The 16,282-nt window shown below is 51.1% G+C and carries 16 protein-coding genes; 8 read left to right on the top strand and 8 right to left on the bottom strand.

Going from position 1 to position 16,282, the window contains the following annotated elements; translation table 11 throughout:
• Positions 1-24: 24 nt before the first annotated feature.
• The 3 genes from QQK89_RS08800 (at position 25) to QQK89_RS08790 (ending at position 1,176) form a co-directional block, all read left to right on the top strand.
• On the top strand, positions 25-621 hold the full coding sequence (locus tag QQK89_RS08800) for a TVP38/TMEM64 family protein (RefSeq protein WP_284238165.1): 597 nt from the start codon (positions 25-27) through the stop codon (positions 619-621).
• 94 nt (positions 622-715) lie between these two features.
• Positions 716-859, top strand: coding sequence for a hypothetical protein (locus QQK89_RS08795; RefSeq protein WP_284238163.1), 144 nt, complete (start codon positions 716-718; stop codon positions 857-859).
• Positions 860-882: 23 nt separating this feature from the next.
• Positions 883-1,176 carry a transposase gene (locus QQK89_RS08790; protein ID WP_284238162.1) on the top strand — a complete coding sequence of 98 codons (294 nt, stop codon included), beginning with the start codon at positions 883-885 and terminating at the stop codon, positions 1,174-1,176.
• Between the two features lie 361 nt (positions 1,177-1,537).
• Here the strand turns inward: QQK89_RS08790 and QQK89_RS08785 are convergent, their stop codons facing one another.
• Together QQK89_RS08785 and QQK89_RS08780 are read right to left on the bottom strand one after the other, a co-directional pair.
• Entirely contained in the window at positions 1,538-2,614 is a 1,077-nt protein-coding gene (locus tag QQK89_RS08785) for an FUSC family protein (RefSeq protein ID WP_284238161.1), read from the bottom strand.
• 186 nt (positions 2,615-2,800) lie between these two features.
• Positions 2,801-3,577, bottom strand: coding sequence for a sporulation protein (locus QQK89_RS08780; RefSeq protein ID WP_284238160.1), 777 nt, complete (start codon positions 3,575-3,577; stop codon positions 2,801-2,803).
• A gap of 200 nt (positions 3,578-3,777) precedes the next feature.
• Between QQK89_RS08780 and mscL the strand changes: the two genes are divergently transcribed.
• Together mscL and QQK89_RS08770 are read left to right on the top strand one after the other, a co-directional pair.
• Entirely contained in the window at positions 3,778-4,284 is a 507-nt protein-coding gene (gene mscL, locus QQK89_RS08775; protein ID WP_284238159.1) for a large conductance mechanosensitive channel protein MscL, read from the top strand.
• A 36-nt stretch (positions 4,285-4,320) separates the two neighbouring features.
• Positions 4,321-4,953, top strand: coding sequence for an NUDIX hydrolase (locus QQK89_RS08770; protein WP_284238158.1), 633 nt, complete (start codon positions 4,321-4,323; stop codon positions 4,951-4,953).
• A 678-nt stretch (positions 4,954-5,631) separates the two neighbouring features.
• Here QQK89_RS08770 and QQK89_RS08765 read toward each other — a convergent pair.
• Complete coding sequence (locus tag QQK89_RS08765) at positions 5,632-6,102, bottom strand: hypothetical protein (RefSeq protein WP_284238157.1); 471 nt, start codon at positions 6,100-6,102, stop codon at positions 5,632-5,634.
• 206 nt (positions 6,103-6,308) lie between these two features.
• Between QQK89_RS08765 and QQK89_RS08760 the strand changes: the two genes are divergently transcribed.
• The gene (locus QQK89_RS08760) at positions 6,309-6,869 is read left to right on the top strand and encodes a superoxide dismutase family protein (protein WP_284238156.1); all 561 of its coding nucleotides are present in this window, start codon (positions 6,309-6,311) and stop codon (positions 6,867-6,869) included.
• Between the two features lie 101 nt (positions 6,870-6,970).
• Here the strand turns inward: QQK89_RS08760 and QQK89_RS08755 are convergent, their stop codons facing one another.
• Positions 6,971-7,237 (bottom strand): phage holin family protein, encoded by a 267-nt coding sequence (locus QQK89_RS08755; RefSeq protein WP_284238223.1) that lies wholly within the window; start codon positions 7,235-7,237, stop codon positions 6,971-6,973.
• 138 nt (positions 7,238-7,375) lie between these two features.
• Positions 7,376-8,191 carry a serine/threonine protein kinase gene (locus QQK89_RS08750; protein ID WP_284238155.1) on the bottom strand — a complete coding sequence of 272 codons (816 nt, stop codon included), beginning with the start codon at positions 8,189-8,191 and terminating at the stop codon, positions 7,376-7,378.
• Between the two features lie 271 nt (positions 8,192-8,462).
• Here QQK89_RS08750 and QQK89_RS08745 point away from each other — a divergent pair, with 271 nt between their 5' ends.
• Both QQK89_RS08745 and QQK89_RS08740 read left to right on the top strand, forming a co-directional pair.
• A complete protein-coding gene (locus tag QQK89_RS08745; protein ID WP_284238154.1) occupies positions 8,463-8,669 on the top strand; it encodes a hypothetical protein in 207 nt (68 codons plus the stop codon).
• 110 nt (positions 8,670-8,779) lie between these two features.
• The gene (locus QQK89_RS08740; RefSeq protein WP_284238153.1) at positions 8,780-8,998 is read left to right on the top strand and encodes a hypothetical protein; all 219 of its coding nucleotides are present in this window, start codon (positions 8,780-8,782) and stop codon (positions 8,996-8,998) included.
• 96 nt (positions 8,999-9,094) lie between these two features.
• On the opposite strand, the gene QQK89_RS08735 is transcribed toward QQK89_RS08740, so the two are convergent.
• The 3 genes from QQK89_RS08735 to QQK89_RS08725 form a co-directional block, all read right to left on the bottom strand.
• Positions 9,095-10,381 carry a putative bifunctional diguanylate cyclase/phosphodiesterase gene (locus tag QQK89_RS08735; protein ID WP_284238152.1) on the bottom strand — a complete coding sequence of 429 codons (1,287 nt, stop codon included), beginning with the start codon at positions 10,379-10,381 and terminating at the stop codon, positions 9,095-9,097.
• A gap of 165 nt (positions 10,382-10,546) precedes the next feature.
• Positions 10,547-11,263: a response regulator transcription factor gene (locus tag QQK89_RS08730; protein WP_284238150.1), complete on the bottom strand. Its 717-nt coding sequence runs from the start codon at positions 11,261-11,263 to the stop codon at positions 10,547-10,549.
• A gap of 103 nt (positions 11,264-11,366) precedes the next feature.
• Entirely contained in the window at positions 11,367-15,203 is a 3,837-nt protein-coding gene (locus tag QQK89_RS08725) for a response regulator (RefSeq protein ID WP_284238148.1), read from the bottom strand.
• Positions 15,204-16,282: the final 1,079 nt, after the last annotated feature.

The raw sequence follows: 16,282 nt of genomic DNA, 5'->3' as shown, positions 1-16,282 counted from the left end.
TGAACAATGCATGTGATGGAGAGCATGGATCAATTGTATGTCGAAATGAGAAGTCTGGACCTTGAGCATTTGCAGCGGACGCTGGAAAGCTATTCGCAGTTTGGCATTTTGCCCGGCATCTTGCTGCCGCTTCTTGAATCGTTCCTGCCTTTCCTTCCTTTAGTGGTCATTGTGGCGGCTAACGCGAATATTTTTGGGCTGTGGCTAGGTTTTCTGCTCTCCTGGATCGGCGTATCCATCGGAGCGATCTGCGTATTCCTCATTAGCCGCAAGCTGGGGAAAAATGTGAAGGCGAGGATTGAACGCAGGTTCCCCCGCAGCGAGAGGTTCTTCAAATGGGTGGACCAAAAAGGGTTCACGCCGCTTTTTCTGCTGGCCTGCTTCCCATTCTCGCCGTCCTCCATTATTAATATTGTTTCGGGCTTTAGCAAAATCCCCTTGAGTACCTTCGTTCTCGCAACGATTCTCGGCAAAGGGGTCATGATCCTAAGCATCTCTTTGATCAGCTTCAATATCAGCAGCTTCCGCGAGGAGCCTTGGCGGATCTTCGTCACTTGCGCCGTCATTATCATTATGTGGTTCGGCGGCAAGAAGCTCGAGTCCCGCTACCACGTGAATTAAACAGCAATTTGTTCCTCTCGCCCCCGATAGCTCATACAACGCCTCCTTTCGTGGCAAACTCTAAAGGATCAACTGCCGAAAGGAGGATGGCAGCATGTCAGGTGAATGGCCGTCCCATAAACAAGTCGAAGCCAGCAAAGCGCAATCATTAGCCGATCGTACCGGCAAAGGCAAGCAGAAAGTAAGCCAGATGCAATCCCAAGCCGATGCAGCAGCGGTACCGAAGCACGGATTATAAGCTAAGGGAAGGACGAATGGGCCATGAGCGAGCAAGAACAGCATAATGAAATGGATCCGATGTCAGGCGAACATGTCGAGGTATCGGGTGTTTATAAAAATGAATTAGGCCGCGTAGAAAAGCTTGAACGCGGCGGCGTATTCCCTGCCGATCCGCAGAACGGCACGACGGAATGGGAGCTTGTCGAGCTTGACTTCGACAACCACCATGAAGGACGTACCGACCCGCGTCTCGTCGCGAAAGACGGCGACGATGATCCGGAAGCCCATATGCAGCATCCTCGACGTCACAAGGGGAGTAATAAGACGGACTCTTAGGATTGTTTTTGCTGGATGCTGGGGGTGGTCGGGGATGACGGGAATGTATCTCCTTCCGGTTGCTGTTGTGTACACTTTGCTTGAACAATGTTCAGATGTAGCAAAGTGTACACAAAGGCAAACGCTACGCTCCTCCAGGAGATACATTCCCTCTACCCCTCCTCCCTGCGCCGCAGCAAACAAAAAAGAGGTCCCCTCATTATTTTGAGGGGGCCTCTTGTCGTCGGCTGGTAATTAGCCGACGGCTGTCGCTGTTATCGCCGCGCTGCGCTGGCTCGTTTTTTATGACCTTAACGATGTGACGCATCGTTAAGCAGGCTAAACACTTTCTCTTTCGGCCGATTCTTGGCCGATTTGGTAGCTAGTCCCCTAACATTGCCGGTTCGTCGGCTTTGTCGACGGGGCGGCGTTCTTCGGCTTCGCCGGGGGTACGCTGGGAATGGTCGACGAGTTTTTCGAGGCGGCGAAGATGGTAGGCGTATTCGAACAACGCCGAAGCAACGAAGATGAGCCGCTTATGCTCATCAGGATCCTCGCGGACATAGTCCGTGAGCTCGGAGACGAGACGCGCTTCCCGCTCCTCTCCCGGCTCCATGGACATATTGCGCTTCATTTTGTTCTCCAGCTTCAGCACGATGGATTCATGGTACTTCGTCAAATCTTCGATTTGCCGGTCGAACCGGGCGGCCCAATCGCCTGCTTTTGGCGCCGAGAAATAATGCTCCTCGACGACCTCGAGCAGATCCGAACCCTTCTGCAGCGCCTTGATCATCTGTTTGGAGACGAGCAGCTGGCGGGCATGGCTGATTTTCGCGCGAGCCAGCACCTTGCGCTCCTCTTCAAACAGATTGTAGCTATCCTCGAGCTTGCGCAGCGTCTTGTGCAGCTTGTTTTTCTCGCTGCGGTATACCTGCTCCCGCATTTCATTGGATATCGCGGTCCGAAGCAGCAGCGACATTTGGTTAAACGCATGATGCACCTGATCGCTGAACTGTCTCCTTGGCCGGGGAGGAAAGACAAGCACGTTTACAGTAAAAGCCGCCCCGATTCCTGCCATAACCATCAGGAAACGCTCAAGCGCGATTGTCATTTCCTGCCCATGTGCCTCCATAATGGCGACTACGGTAACTAGCGTAACGCCAATCGTTGTTTCCATCTTCAACCGAATACTTACCAAAATAACTAAAATACATACAAGTCCAACCGCAATCGGCGTTTGTCCAAATAACTTCATGGCAGCTAGCGCCATCGCGGCACCTAAAACATTCGTCTGCAGCTGATCGAGCACTTGCTGCCACGAGCGGTAGATGGACGGCTGGATCGTCAGAATCGCAGCGACCGTCGTTATAAGCGGCGAAGCAAAACCAAAAATTTCACTTATGTAGATGGCTAGTGCGACTGCCATTCCCGTCTTGAGCACCCGCGCCCCAATTGTCATACCAACTTCTCCTTCACGAGCGACATGCGATATGCGATATGCGAATACGCGCCACCCTTCTTGTCTTCCCCTTATTATGCCACAAACGCTAAATTAGCCAAGCCTTCCCTGTCAGCTGCGGGCAGATTCCATCCAAACAAAAAAATCCGAGATGCCCCAAGCGAAGCATCTCGGACCTCCTACCCACTAGATCGTTCTGGCAATGAGATCGGACAGCTGACGGGCGATTCCCGCAGGTCCCGCTTGAAGCTGCTCTTCCGTAAATCTGCAGCGCACAAACGTCTCATCCAGATCAAGCGCTTCCGCGAACAAGCTGCCGAGCCCGCGTACTTTCCGGTCTACCTGAAGCAACAGCTCAAGCTCGCGTTCGGAGGAGTAGAACATCACTTCGAGCTCATCCAGTTGACCGCGAAATTCACTGGTCGGTACAAATTCGAACTCCTGCACGAACGGCAGCACGCCGCCATGGCGGGGAGCATATTCGCATTCTGCCTGACGAAGCCGGAAGCCCAGCATATCCAATGCGTTAAGCACGGTATTGATGCCGTTTGAAGGCAGGACGTCAATCCTGTCGTTGTCTCCCGGATCTACGCCGCCGCGTACTTCAAGCTCGGTCTTGACCCAGACCGGCGCTCTGCCGATCGTAAGCGGTGTCTGGTATGGCAGAGCGAACGAGAACGGAACTTCCTTCGTCTCGCCCGCCTGCAGCGTGAACGGGGCGCTGACATGATAACGTCCGATCTCCCCATGCTGGCGGATTTTGCTGTCATTGCTTTCGCGAATGTATTCGGTCATCACCGATAGCTGAATGGTGTCTATGTTTTGCGGAACGTTGCCCCCACGAATATTGACTACACCCCGGACCTCTTCGCCAGGCACATATTGTGACTTTTCAAGAAGCGTATCGATTTTGGCGGAACCAATTCCAATACTGGCCAATAAACGATTAAACATGTCATCCATCCCTTCATTCTTAGCATGAAATTAATATTCAAAAACAAAAGCCTAAGCCTATTACGGCCAATGGCTGAAGGAAGTTGCATTTTTCTAAAAGCTGCCGCGCTCAGGATCCCGCCCTTTCTATCAGCTGCGAGATCGACTAATATAGTAGAGTAGATTACATAGATAGTGGTTATATTAATGTTTTGCAGGAGGGAATTTGGATGAAAAAGATTATTCACGAATTTAAAGAATTCGCCATCAAAGGGAACGTTATCGATCTGGCGGTTGGTGTCATTATCGGCGGCGCCTTCGGCAAGATCGTTACTTCGCTCGTCAACGATATCATTATGCCTCCTATCGGGCGATTGCTCGGCGGTGTGGACTTCAAGGATCTGTTCATTAATCTCGGCTCGGACAAGCCGTTGCCCGAAGGCGTCACAATGGACAGCATTCACACGATTGCGGATGCGACCAAATATGGCGTGGCGGTTATCGCTTACGGCCAGTTTATCAACGTCTTGCTGGACTTCCTAATCGTTGCCTTTTGTATCTTCATGCTGGTGAAAGGGATTAACATCCTGCGCCGGATCAAGCCTGAAGAGGTGGCAGCGCCTGCCGCACCTACGGAGAAAGAATGTCCGTACTGCTTGTCCCAAGTACCGATCAAAGCAACGCGCTGCAAATATTGCACCTCCCAGCTGGAAGGCACCGTTAGCAGCAGCACGTAACCTTAAACCATAGCTTACAAAAAGGTGGTCCTCCAGATGGCCGAAGAATTCTTCGATATATACGATGAACAGCTTAACCCGCTAGGCACCGCCAGCCGGTCCGAGACCCATGCCCATGGCTATTGGCACCGGTCCTTTCACTGCTGGCTGACGCATCGCGAAGGAGACCGCCGCATCGTGCGGTTCCAGCTTCGCCAAGCCGGGAAAGATACCTATCCCGGCTGTTATGATATTACGGCGGCCGGCCATCTGACGGCCGGCGAGACGGTGCGGGACGCGGTGCGCGAGATCGAAGAAGAGCTGGGCGTTGTCGCCCGCTTCGAGGATCTCATTCCGCTCGGCGAGACGCGCAAGGAGATGGTCGGCGAAGCGAAAGGCGTGCCTTTTATTGACCGCGAGGTCAGCGACGTTTTTGCCCTTGTGTGCTCTGTGCCGCTTGACGCCTTAAAGCTGCAAGCTGAAGAAGTGGCGGCTGTATACGAGGCTGACGTCGAACAGATGATTGCGCTGTTCGAGGGCGAGGTGCAGGAGCTGGTGTGTGAAGGCGTTGAGCTGACGGCTGATGGTGTGCGACCCAAGGGGACGCGAGCCGTCCGAGCTGCTGAATTTGTGCCTCGGGAGCCGAGCTACTACGCGTCAATAATGAGGGCTTTGCGCGATTGTACGTAACCGACACGCCGCCCGGAAGCTCTTGTTTTCTGACATTGCTGCTATCAATGCCCGACCGTACTCCCCAGGCAGCTTCCCAGTTCTTGTACCACTGGTCGATCATGCCGTGGATGTTGTAGAATACCGTTTGTCTCGGCGCCAGGTCAAAGTTGTCGATCTCAGGTGAGTTGTACAGCCGCGAAGCCGTTGCATGGATACAACCGTGAACGCCGCTGGACTCCAGGAACCGGCCAAACTCGTCAAGCGACGGAAAAGACTGCGGATTGTATAGAATCCGGTATAACGCCTGTTGATTCATGCAGGGCGCCCGCAATATGCCAGCCGGCATTTCCGGCCAGCCCGCGATAGCCCGCTTGTCGTAACCTACGCTGTCAAACCAGTTATTCACCTTATTAATAAAATAACGGTGAAACCTTAAGAACTGCTCTCCGAACCCAATCGGAGGGATCGTGCCCGGCGTCACATGATGCTGATGATGCCAGACTTTATGTTCCTCCAGCCATTCCCGCGGAAAATTCGGGATAATCGGCATAGTTATTTCGCCTCCTGTACCACGCGATATCTTCCATATCGTATGCGTAGGCGGATGAATGAGTGTAAAAGCACAGCACGGCAAAAAGGCTGCTCCCTTGTTATTGGGAACAGCCTTTACTCTGTTACTAATAACTTATACCCGGTTTAGAAGGAGCAGCAGCCTCTGTGGCGGTCATCGCGGTCGCTGATGTCGTCAACGGCACGGCGAACGCAAATATCGAAGGAAACAGCCACATCTTTGTACGGACCAAAGGAGCATCTAACGCGTACGCAATCTGCATTTCTTGTACGGAAGAAATCTACAACGCGGCAATCGCAGCCGACCAATTTATTAATCGTTCTGGCATCATGGTTGCGGATCGCTCTTACAAGTCTTTCTGCGTTTTCTTCGTTTTTCAGATTGGCAAATACTTTGCTGAGCTCTTTACCCATATCCTGAACACCGGCAACTGCCGGATCTTCACGGTGATTGTCGCAATGATGGCGGCCATTGTTGTTGCCGGATTCTACCCCACCTACACGATCCCCCATAGTACAACCGCAGTTCGAGATACGAGCACCTTTTTTCGCTTTACGTGTAACGCTTCTAACCTTCACTTTAAATTTAGCAGACATTCAATTCACTCCTCTCAATCGATCTGCTTCTATCCTATTCAGCAATTGATAGAGTGGTATGGACAGGTGGATGCGGACAACCGCATAAATTAATAGAAATATAGATTTATAGAGTAAATGATTCATGCCATAAATTTGCCGCACATGAATATTTGCCATCCACTTGGTAAAAGCTAACTTGGAAACTACGCCCCAAGGAGGATCACATGAACAAATCAATGATGTTATGCTCGCTGGGCTTCCTCGTCGCAAGCTGCGGATTTGCAGGCGCGGCAATGGCAAACCACGGGCATGGCCACCATACGCGCAGTCATGTCATGGAAGCAAAAGCGGCTTTCGTGGATGCGAAAGGTACCCAGGTCGGTACAGCCGTGCTGACCGAAGAGAAGGATGGCGTGCATTTGAAGCTGGAGGCAAAAGGGCTTACGCCAGGCGTTCACGGCATACACTTCCATAATGTCGGCAAATGCGAAGGTCCGTCCTTCGAAACGGCCGGCTCGCACCTCAATCCGAAAAACAAGCAGCATGGCTTCGATAACCCGCAAGGCTTCCATGACGGCGATCTGCCCAACATTACGGTTGGTAAAGACGGTACCGTGAAGGCCGAGATCATCTCGAAGAACGTGTCGCTCGACACGGAAGCGGCAAACTCGCTGCTCCCTAAATCCGGCACTGCGCTTGTCATTCATGAGAAAGCCGACGACTATAAGACAGATCCGTCCGGCAATTCCGGCGCTCGCGTAGCTTGCGGCGTTATTCAACACTAACCAAGCGTAAACGGCTGCGCCGTCATTTTGGAGGAGCAGCCAAGCAAAAGGCACAGCGGACCGGCTTCCCGGACCCTGTGCCTTTGCTCATTACATAAGCGTCAATCTTTCCTCTTCAAAAACGTCTGCTTCACCAGCTGGCTTCCGTACACGGAAAAGGCCCCGCACAAAATACCCTGCAGCACGCTTTGTACCGTAAAGCCCAAGATCAGGCCGGAGCTTGCAATGGCCACAGCCGTTACCGCATACACAATCGTCCAATCCGGTACCGCCGGCGTCTGCTTCAGCATGTACCCGATTACCCAGCAAGTCACCACCACAATCATTAGCTTGGGATCAATAAAATTCGTGATATCCTCCCATGAGATCATACCGCCACTTCCTTCACTTCACACTCTATCATCGTGTTATATTCTATGAATCTATGAGCGATAAAGCGCAGGCGAATGACTTAGGTGTGATATGAAAATATATATTTTGTTGCTGTTTTTCGACAAATTACCGCTTTATTTGTTATTTCCCGAGGAATAATGGTGAATGGTCTTCTCCAATTGTTGCCTGCATTCCGCCGCCGATCGCCATCTGCTCTCCAGTAGCCCTTTCACAAAGCTCTTAACCATGGGATCAAGCGCAAGCTCCTCTTCCCAGCTTAGCTCCGTCTGTCCCTCTTCCGGTATATAACCCGCATACATGAGAAATAAGAAAAAATGGCCTAACCCGTACAAGTCGCTCGCCTCTTCCGGCTGACGCATGCGGTGCTTCACCGCTCCCCAGCTGTCAGCGAATCCGCTAGGCGCCGCTTCCCTATCCCGTTCCTGTCCGTCCGGATTCGCTTCGCCGATTCGGCAAGCCAGACCCAAATCAATCAGGTAAATCTCTTCACCGCTTAGGATGACATTCGGAATTCGGACATCGCGATGCACGTAACCGGCGTGATGCAAATGCTCCAGAGGAGGCAACAAGTCCTGAAGCATACGAAGGGACTCCAGCTGCGTATAGGTTCTTTCCTGCAATAAAATTGCCTGCTCAACGTTCAATCCTTCTATATATTCCATAACAAGCGCCGTTTCCCGGCGGTGTTTGGACCAGTCCAGCCATCTCGGCATTTGCGGATGGGCAAGCTGCCGAAGAAGATCATTTTCCCGCTTCAGCAGTCGCCTTCCGGTAGCCCGTTTGCTTGGTTTGGCCCGCTTCAGCAGAACGGTTGATCCGTCTCTCAGATCGCTGCAGCGATAGGTCTGCCCGTAGCTTCCCATCCCTAAAAACTCATCTATGCGATAAATTCCCGCCCATAGCATCCCCTGTCTCAGCGGATAATCCATCCAATTCGTTATCCATTGTTTAAACCGGATAGCAATCCCTCCTTGCCCTACACATACGGCGGCCGGCCGGTTAAGGTTTCTTCATTAAGACGCGGATTAGACGCCGTATTACGAAACCTGCCTTTCACAATTACGTATAACTTGATAAGTCTGCGATGTTTGAAAATTAGTAAACAGACTTAATATGAAGTAAGCTTGCATTGCTTCGCATTTTTAAGCCCATGCTTACGAAGTAAAAATTGCTTCGCATTTTTCAAAGGAGGTCAAGTTCATGATTAGACACATGCTGCAACGACTCCTCGGCTCAGTAACCGGCAAACATTACAACAAACACGGCCAATACGGAAAAGGTCACTACGGACAAGGACATTACAGCCATAGCAGCAGCGACTACAAAAAAGGCAATCACTATCCGCCTCAGCAGCCGCCTTACGGCCATAGCCACTATAAGAAAAAATACGGCAGTTACAGCAGTTAATGAAATGTTAGGAAAAGGTTAGTAAATTAAACAATTACCTTATGACCGTTTTATAAGCGGCTAAAACGTTTCGAGTAAACTGGAAAAAAACGAGTGGAGGTGCGATTGGGATGATGAGAATCATTACCTTCAAAGACCGTTCGGTTCCCGTTTATTACGTTAACGATCAGGCGGCTTCCGTAGACCAACTTCATCATAAATTGATTGAGATGGAATTCAACTTCGATTTCCGCAAAAAGTGGAAACGTATTTCAAGTGTCGAGGTTGTCCGCGACGTTGCGATTTTTCAATATAATGACGGAACCAAGCTGTATCTCGAAGTAAGTTAACCTGCCGAGCCGAGTCCTATGAACGATAAAAAGCAAAGCCCTGAACGTTTCTGCATGATGCAGACCGTTCAGGGCTTGTTTGTTATGGGCTCAATTCTATGCGGTTTGCGTTGATTTGCGGTTGATCGACATGTCTAGCAAATCCGGTTGCATCGGCGACCCGAGCAAGAAACCTTGGACAAAATCACAGTTCCATTCGCGAAGCAGCTTGTACTGCTCCTCATACTCGACACCGCCAGCGATCACTTCGATCTCCAGCTTATGGAGCAATCCGATCATCGCCTCAACGATATGCCGCTCTACGCTTTCGGTATCGATCTGGCGGATGAAGGATTTGCTGATCTTCACATTGTTGACCGGCAACTGCTTCAGATTGGCAAGCGACGAATACCCTTCCCCGAAGTTGTCGAGCGTAATCCTCACGCCGAGTGTCCGCAGCTGGCTGAGCACGGCTAACGTCTTGTCCGTGAAATGAAGAATAACATCCTCCTTCACCTCAAGCTCGAGCGAGGAAGGCTCAATGCCCACCTCCTCCAGCACATGGGCTACCATGCTGCAGAATGAACCGTCCATCAGCTGCACATGCGAGATATTGACCGAAATGACAAGCTCCTTCGAGCCGTATTCCTGCATGCCCGCGAGCATCCGGCACGCTTCGCGCAGCGCCCATTCGCCAATCGGTACGATTAAGCCGTTCTGCTCGGCGATCGGGATGAATTCTCCCGGCCATATCGTGCCAAGCTCCGGCTGATTCCATCTTAGAAGCGCTTCGAAGCCGCGAAGACGTCCGGTCTCGGTACGGAAGATCGGCTGGTAGCTTAGATGGAATTGACGCAAATATAGAGCCGGACGCAAAGCGGCTCCAACCTCGAGCCAGCGGTTCATCTGATCCGTCTCCTCTTCGCTATAGAACGTAATGCGGTTCCCGCCTTGCTCCCGCGATTTCAGGAGAGCGGTCTCCGCATGGCCTAGCAATCTCTCGCTTGTCCGTCCGTTTTGCGGGAACAGGCATGTTCCGATGCTCGCCGTCAGATGAAGTTCGGCCCCATCTATCTCCACCGGATAATGCGCCGCATATTTCATTTCTTCGACTGCGCCTGCGCATTCCGCCTGCGAGTATCCGATTTCCCTGGCCATCAGGAAAGTATCTCCGCTGATTAAGGTGACAAATACGGTGCCTTCGCCTTGCCTTAACTTCGCTCCGATCCTGTCCAGTACTTGGTTTCCTGCATCTATGCCTTTGACCTCGTTCACTCCGTAGAACCGGTCAATCTGTATTAACGCCACCACGAGCCGCTGACCGGTTGCCCGCGCGCCGCTTAAAGCCACATCCAGCTGAGCATAAGCCTCTTGCCGTTCAGGTAAATTGGCTAACCCATGCACGATTGTTACACCATCCTTTAGTCTTATCTGTAATCCTATAGTCCCATATAAATATTAGAAAAATTGCGGATTGTTCTTTAGAAGTATGTTAGGCACGGACAACTAGCGGGTATGCGGGTACAAAAAAAGATCACCCTGCAGCGAGGGGATCTTTCGGCGTTAACCTTAATCATGATCCTGACTGTGGTCGCTCGTATATTTGTAACCAAAGCCCCATACCGTGCGGATTAAGCGGGGCTCTTTCGGGTTTTGCTCGATTTTTTTGCGTAAATTAACGATATGAACGTCAATGGCTCTATCCGTTACGAATGAATCAAACCCTCGGATTGTATTAATTAATTCTTCTCTGCTGAACACTTTCCCGGGGTGAGACAAGAACAGCTTCATCATCTCGAACTCAGAAAAGGTAGTCTCGATTAGATGGCCTCTGACGAGAAGCATTCTGCGCTCGGCATCCAGCTGAATCGGCGACAGAATGGATTCTTCCGTCTCTTCGGCGCTTGCCATCTCTGCCGTACTAAAGTGAGAGCGCCGAATTAAAGCCTCTACTCTTGCTGTCATCTCATGCATGCTGAATGGTTTGCACATATAATCATCCGCCCCGGCTTTTAACGCCTGGACGCGCTCGGACACTTCATTTTTCATCGACAATATCATAATTGGCACATGCGATCGTTCGCGAATAGAGGTACAAACCTCCATCCCGTCCATATCAGGCAGCATCAGATCCAGCAACACAATATCAGGAGCAAAGTCCTGAACCGTCCGCAAACCTTCTTCGCCGCTCCCTGCTTGCCTAACCGAATACCCTTCTTCTGACAAGTACATCGACAGCATATCACTCATCATGACGTCATCTTCAATTACGAGTACCTTATTCATTGGCGCCACCCCTTAGGGAAAGAAGATTTCTGTCAAAAACTATAAATCTATTTCTAATATACAATAGGAATAGAAGGGTTAACAATAAAATGTTAGCAGAATGTTAGGAGATACTGTCGAATTTTGAAATCGATTTAGGATGCAGACCAGCGATAACAAGATTGAGCTCTTCCCTTAGCCGTTCAGCCGCTTCTATCAAGTCCTCTGTCCCATCTTCCTTCTTCAATAGGTCATTTAACCGCGCCGCAGCTTGCACGACGCCATTCGCAGATAAGTAGCTGGCGGCCCCGATCAGCGTATGGACCATCCGTCTGGCGTTCACGAATTGTCCGCTCGCAAGCTCCATCGATAAACGATCCGGGAACCTTTCGTAATCTTTCAGGAATTGCGTCAGCATATGTTGCAAAATCGAGCGTTTTCCGCTTACTCGGGCCAACGCGGTTTCAACGTCGATTCCGACTATTTCCGTTATCAAATCGGCCGTTTGGTTCCAAGAGCCCTGTTGCAGGACAGGAAACTTCTTATTGTTCAACAGATCCGTAATCACCTTAGACAATTGATCGGCGTCGAGCGGCTTAGTAACGACACCGTTCATGCCAAGCTGCAAATAATGCTCATGGTCCGCACGGAGAGAGTTGGCCGTAAGGGCAATAATCGGCAACTGCTCGTACCTGGCATCCGCCCGAATCAACCTGGTTGCTTCCATCCCGTCCATCTCCGGCATATGGATATCCATCAGAACGAGATGCCATTCTTCTTGCTCCAGCTTCTCGAGCACTTCCCGGCCGTTCTCGGCAAGGCCTACTTCAAACCCCCGCTCTTTCAGCAGCTCGATCGCAACCAGTTGGTTGATATGGTTATCTTCACCCAGCAAAATGCGTATTTTATCCTGAGGTTCTAGGGAGGCCGCTGCCTCTAGCGAACCAACCGTCCAATCCGTCGCCTGTACCGCCTTCTGATCAAGCGTACCGCTTAAAGCATGGAACAAGGCCTGCCGAGTAACCGGTTTGGTCAGAATCGCGGAAGGCCTTCCGGAATCCGGCATTTGCATCAGCTCGTCCCGGCCGAAGGAGGTGGTAAGCGCCACGGTCTTCACCCCGGCTGACGACGCTTGTTTGTGGAAGGCAAGCCACGTTTCCGCGCCGTACATATCGGGCATCTCCATATCCAGCATAATTAGCTTAGGCACAGCTCCCGTGCCCATCCGGCGCAGCTTGTCCCTTGCGCTTGCCCATGAAGAGAAAGGAACCGGCGTCAAGCCGAACGATTCCGCCAGTTTGCACCAATGCTGACGCATTTCGTCGCTGTCTTCCACGATCCAAATGCACTGATTCTTCAATTTTTCGCTGACGGTTAGCTTCTCTTCCAAGATGGAGGAGAGAACCGGGAAGGAGAGAATGAAGCTGAATCGGCTTCCAAGGCCAAGCTCGCTGTCCACCTGCAGCTTCCCGCCCATCATTTTGACCAGACCGTCTGCTATTACAAGACCTAAGCCGGTTCCGCCGTATTTGCGCGTTGTGGAGCCGTCTGCCTGCGTGAATGGAACAAACAGCTTGTCGATTTGTTTTCTGGTCATGCCGATGCCGGTATCTTCCACCGTGAATTGCAGCTTAAGCCCCTCGGAGCTATTTTCCAGCATGCTCAGAATCAACTTCACATGGCCTTGTTCGGTGAATTTAATGGCGTTCATGCAGAGGTTAAGCAGAATCTGTTCGACCCGCATCTGATCGCCAAGCAGCGCGGCAGGTAAACGTTCCGGCACCTCCAGAATAAATTCGAATTTCTCTTTGCCGCCCATAAAGACGCTCAGCTGGTCTGTCAAACGGCCAAGCATGTCCCGGGGATGGAAAGCGATCCGCTCCACATCGACCTTGCCCGCTTCAATCTTGGAGAAATCAAGCAGATCGTTAATGATGCGCAGCAGCGTCTCCGAGGAATTGCCGAGCTTATCCATATAATCCTTCTGCGAAATCGATAGACCGGTGCGCCGCATAAGCTGCGACAAGCCGATAATGCCGTTCAGCGGCGTGCGGATCTCGTGGCTGACGAGCGCAAGGAAACGGCTTTTGGCCGCATTCGCCAGCTCGGCTTCCTCCGTTGCCCTCATGAGTTCCTCTTGAATATGTTTCTGTTCCGTGATGTCCCGCGCAATACAGGAGAAATACAGCTCGCCGGTGTTCTTATTGGAATGCGCCACGATGACGAGAGAGACATTGACCTTGTCTCCCTCTTGGGTCAGAAACTCGGTTTCCCCTTCCCAAAAGCCGAATTTCTCGGCGATTTTGGCGCCTTGAATGAGATAGACATACGTCGACGGCTCAACAAAACGTTTATAGTTCTTCTGTTTATAATTAAGCGGCAAACCTAACATCCGTTTACCGGCTTTGTTCATATACACGATGTTTCCGTGGTTATCGATGGAAGCGATCAAATCTTTGGCCGAACCGATGATATCCAGCAGGAGATTGCGGGATTTCTCCACCTTCACCTGCTCGGAGATGTTATAAGCCATGCCAAGCACGCCGGTCAGGCGGCCCTGCTGGTCCCGGAGGCCGTTAGAGAAGTGGCGGACTGGGATTTTGGTTCCGTCCTTGTGGACGAAGGTCCACTGCCGTTCATAAGAGAACTTAACCTGGCGAAGCATCCGGAATACTTCAAGCCCCGGCTCAACGTGGACGCCAAGCTGATTGGACAGCAGTTCCGCTTCTTGACGGATTTCCTCCGGGTCCATGAAGAGCAGCGGCGTCGCGTGGCCGGCCAGCTCCTCCGTCGTATAACCGATCAGCCTCTCTGCAGCCTGATTCAAGTAACTGACGCGATAATTCTCGTCGAGCAGAATAAAAGAATACTCGTTCTGCGTGATGATAGCCTCCAACCGGCCAAACATGTCCTTCAGATGCTCCATCATTCCGTTAACCGATGCGGCAAGCTTGCCAACTTCGTCTCCCGGCTCCTGGGACAGATGCTCGACTTCGAATTGCCCGTCAGCCGCTTGTTTGGTCACCGACAGTATCGCTTGCAGCCGGTTAATAATCGTGCGGAAGTAAAGCGAGAACAAAATCACGATCACAATCTCCGCCAAGACGATTGCAGCAATGGTCCAGACTAATATTTTGGACAAGCCAGCCGTTAACGTTTTGGCCGGAATCTCCAGCGCCGCATGCCACGGAGCCGCGCTATTCACATCCATGTAGAACAGGACATGCTTGTCGCCACCCGCTCGCGTAACCTTTATATTGCCGGACAAGTGAAGCAAGTGGCGAAGCTTCAGATTAGGTTGTCCGTTAAGCAGTCCCGTGTTGGGGTTCTGATTGGCGGAAATGGCGTAGGAGTGGAACAGCACAACCCCGCGCTCGTTATATAGCCAGAATTCCGAATCAGGATCTTTATCTATAAGAAAATAAGGCGTCATCGTGGACATCGGCATCGACGCGTATACAACGCCGCTGATTTGGTTCTGCTGATTATAGACGGGAACAACAATCAGAGATTGCTTGATCTTGTCAAAGGTCGGCAGGAACAAATCGGTAATGAACGATCCCCCTTGGACCGCGTCCTGGAAAAAAGCCTGTCCGCTCAAATCAACCGGGTCGCCGTTCGTTCGAATCGCTTGCCCGTTCAGATCGATATACCCGATCGCATGATAAGTGTAATCGGAGCGATACAGCTCCTCCCGGAAATAGCTCATCCTATCTTCGTTCGTGCCGAATCGGACCACATTCGCCCGGCTCATCACAACGACCTCCGCCCGCCTGATCTGCAGCCAAGAAGCCAAGTAATTCGCGCTGACGCTCAGCCTGCTGGCCGCTCTCTCGGAAGCGGCGTGGATCATCTCGTTTTTGATCGACAGGTAATTGAAGACGCCAGCAATCCCAAGCGGAATGAAGGTGATCAGGACGATAATCAGCAAACCTTTTGTCCGCAATGACAAGTTGTTCACGCGCACGGTCCCCTTCCGAGTAAATCTACTAGTAATTATATCGTCAGGAGGGGGGCGAATCGATAGACGGATTTGTTGGAGTTGGGTGATTATGAAACCGTTGGCTCACTCCGGGAGATGTATCTCCTTACGCTGCTGTTGTGTACACTTTGCCTGAACGATAGGATCAAGGTTGCAAAGTGTACACAAAGGCAGGCGCTACGCTCTCCAGGAGATACATCCCCCTCCAATCGTCTCCGATTCTTTGGGGAGGGCGTGGGCGAACCGCTTGCGTTCCTTAGCGGTTTATTTTTATTTAGTGCATAACGGCCTTTGGCCTGCTGCACCGTTATGCTAGCTAGTTAGTGTGTCGTATGCATCATCCTCACAATCCCCGCCAGTTCTCTGGGACGCGACATAGGCACATTCCCCTACTAATTCTCTAGACACGCCATTCGCACTCCCTCCAGCTAATTCTCTGGGGTTGCCATAGGCAACACTCTCCTGCTATTTCTCTGGAACGCGCCATATGCAACACTCCCCTGCTAATTCTCTGGGACGCGTCATAGGCAACACAATACTAGTTAGTTTCTAGCCGCAATAGCCTTCAACTCTCCAGCTGGCGGCAATAATTCGCTCTAACCCAACATTTTCGCTAATAAGGAAATAAATTTCCTTATCCAGCGTGCATTCGTGCTGAAACCTGCTCCTTATTTACCTTTTGCATGAGTAGCGGAAACGAATTTCCGTATAAGGAAATAAATTACCTTATTCGTAAGAACAGGCTCAGAAAGATGGTTCCTTCATCAATAGAAGGAAAATAATACAGGATATAAGGTAAATAATTTCGCTACGATTCCTCTAGCACATCACCTTACCTCAGCATCTCCTACTAACTACTCCGCACCAGCTCCTACGGGAACCAACTGTTGTGTTAGTTACTTATCTGTGTTTAGGTACGTTGCATGGAATGCAGCATATTGGGATGTCTAGGGGCTTTAGGAGAAATACGGTGTATGGAATGCAGGATATTCGAGTAAATCAGCTCGTTTAGGAGGTTTGGAGGCGAATATGCTGCATTTGGTGCAATGGAACGGCCC

The organism is Paenibacillus glycanilyticus (genome assembly GCF_030161375.1).
In the GTDB taxonomy this organism is placed as follows: domain Bacteria; phylum Bacillota; class Bacilli; order Paenibacillales; family Paenibacillaceae; genus Pristimantibacillus; species Pristimantibacillus glycanilyticus_B.
This window is presented reverse-complemented; position numbering and strand designations above follow the sequence as displayed.

Coding starts and splice junctions, on each gene's coding strand:
- QQK89_RS08800 (WP_284238165.1), top strand. CDS start 25: ATGGATCAATTGTATGTCGAAATGAGAAGTCTGGACCTTGAGCATTTG.
- QQK89_RS08795 (WP_284238163.1), top strand. CDS start 716: ATGTCAGGTGAATGGCCGTCCCATAAACAAGTCGAAGCCAGCAAAGCG.
- QQK89_RS08790 (WP_284238162.1), top strand. CDS start 883: ATGAGCGAGCAAGAACAGCATAATGAAATGGATCCGATGTCAGGCGAA.
- QQK89_RS08785 (WP_284238161.1), bottom strand. CDS start 2,614: ATGACAATTGGGGCGCGGGTGCTCAAGACGGGAATGGCAGTCGCACTA.
- QQK89_RS08780 (WP_284238160.1), bottom strand. CDS start 3,577: ATGGATGACATGTTTAATCGTTTATTGGCCAGTATTGGAATTGGTTCC.
- mscL (WP_284238159.1), top strand. CDS start 3,778: ATGAAAAAGATTATTCACGAATTTAAAGAATTCGCCATCAAAGGGAAC.
- QQK89_RS08770 (WP_284238158.1), top strand. CDS start 4,321: ATGGCCGAAGAATTCTTCGATATATACGATGAACAGCTTAACCCGCTA.
- QQK89_RS08765 (WP_284238157.1), bottom strand. CDS start 6,102: ATGTCTGCTAAATTTAAAGTGAAGGTTAGAAGCGTTACACGTAAAGCG.
- QQK89_RS08760 (WP_284238156.1), top strand. CDS start 6,309: ATGAACAAATCAATGATGTTATGCTCGCTGGGCTTCCTCGTCGCAAGC.
- QQK89_RS08750 (WP_284238155.1), bottom strand. CDS start 8,191: ATGGATTATCCGCTGAGACAGGGGATGCTATGGGCGGGAATTTATCGC.
- QQK89_RS08745 (WP_284238154.1), top strand. CDS start 8,463: ATGATTAGACACATGCTGCAACGACTCCTCGGCTCAGTAACCGGCAAA.
- QQK89_RS08740 (WP_284238153.1), top strand. CDS start 8,780: ATGATGAGAATCATTACCTTCAAAGACCGTTCGGTTCCCGTTTATTAC.
- QQK89_RS08730 (WP_284238150.1), bottom strand. CDS start 11,263: ATGAATAAGGTACTCGTAATTGAAGATGACGTCATGATGAGTGATATG.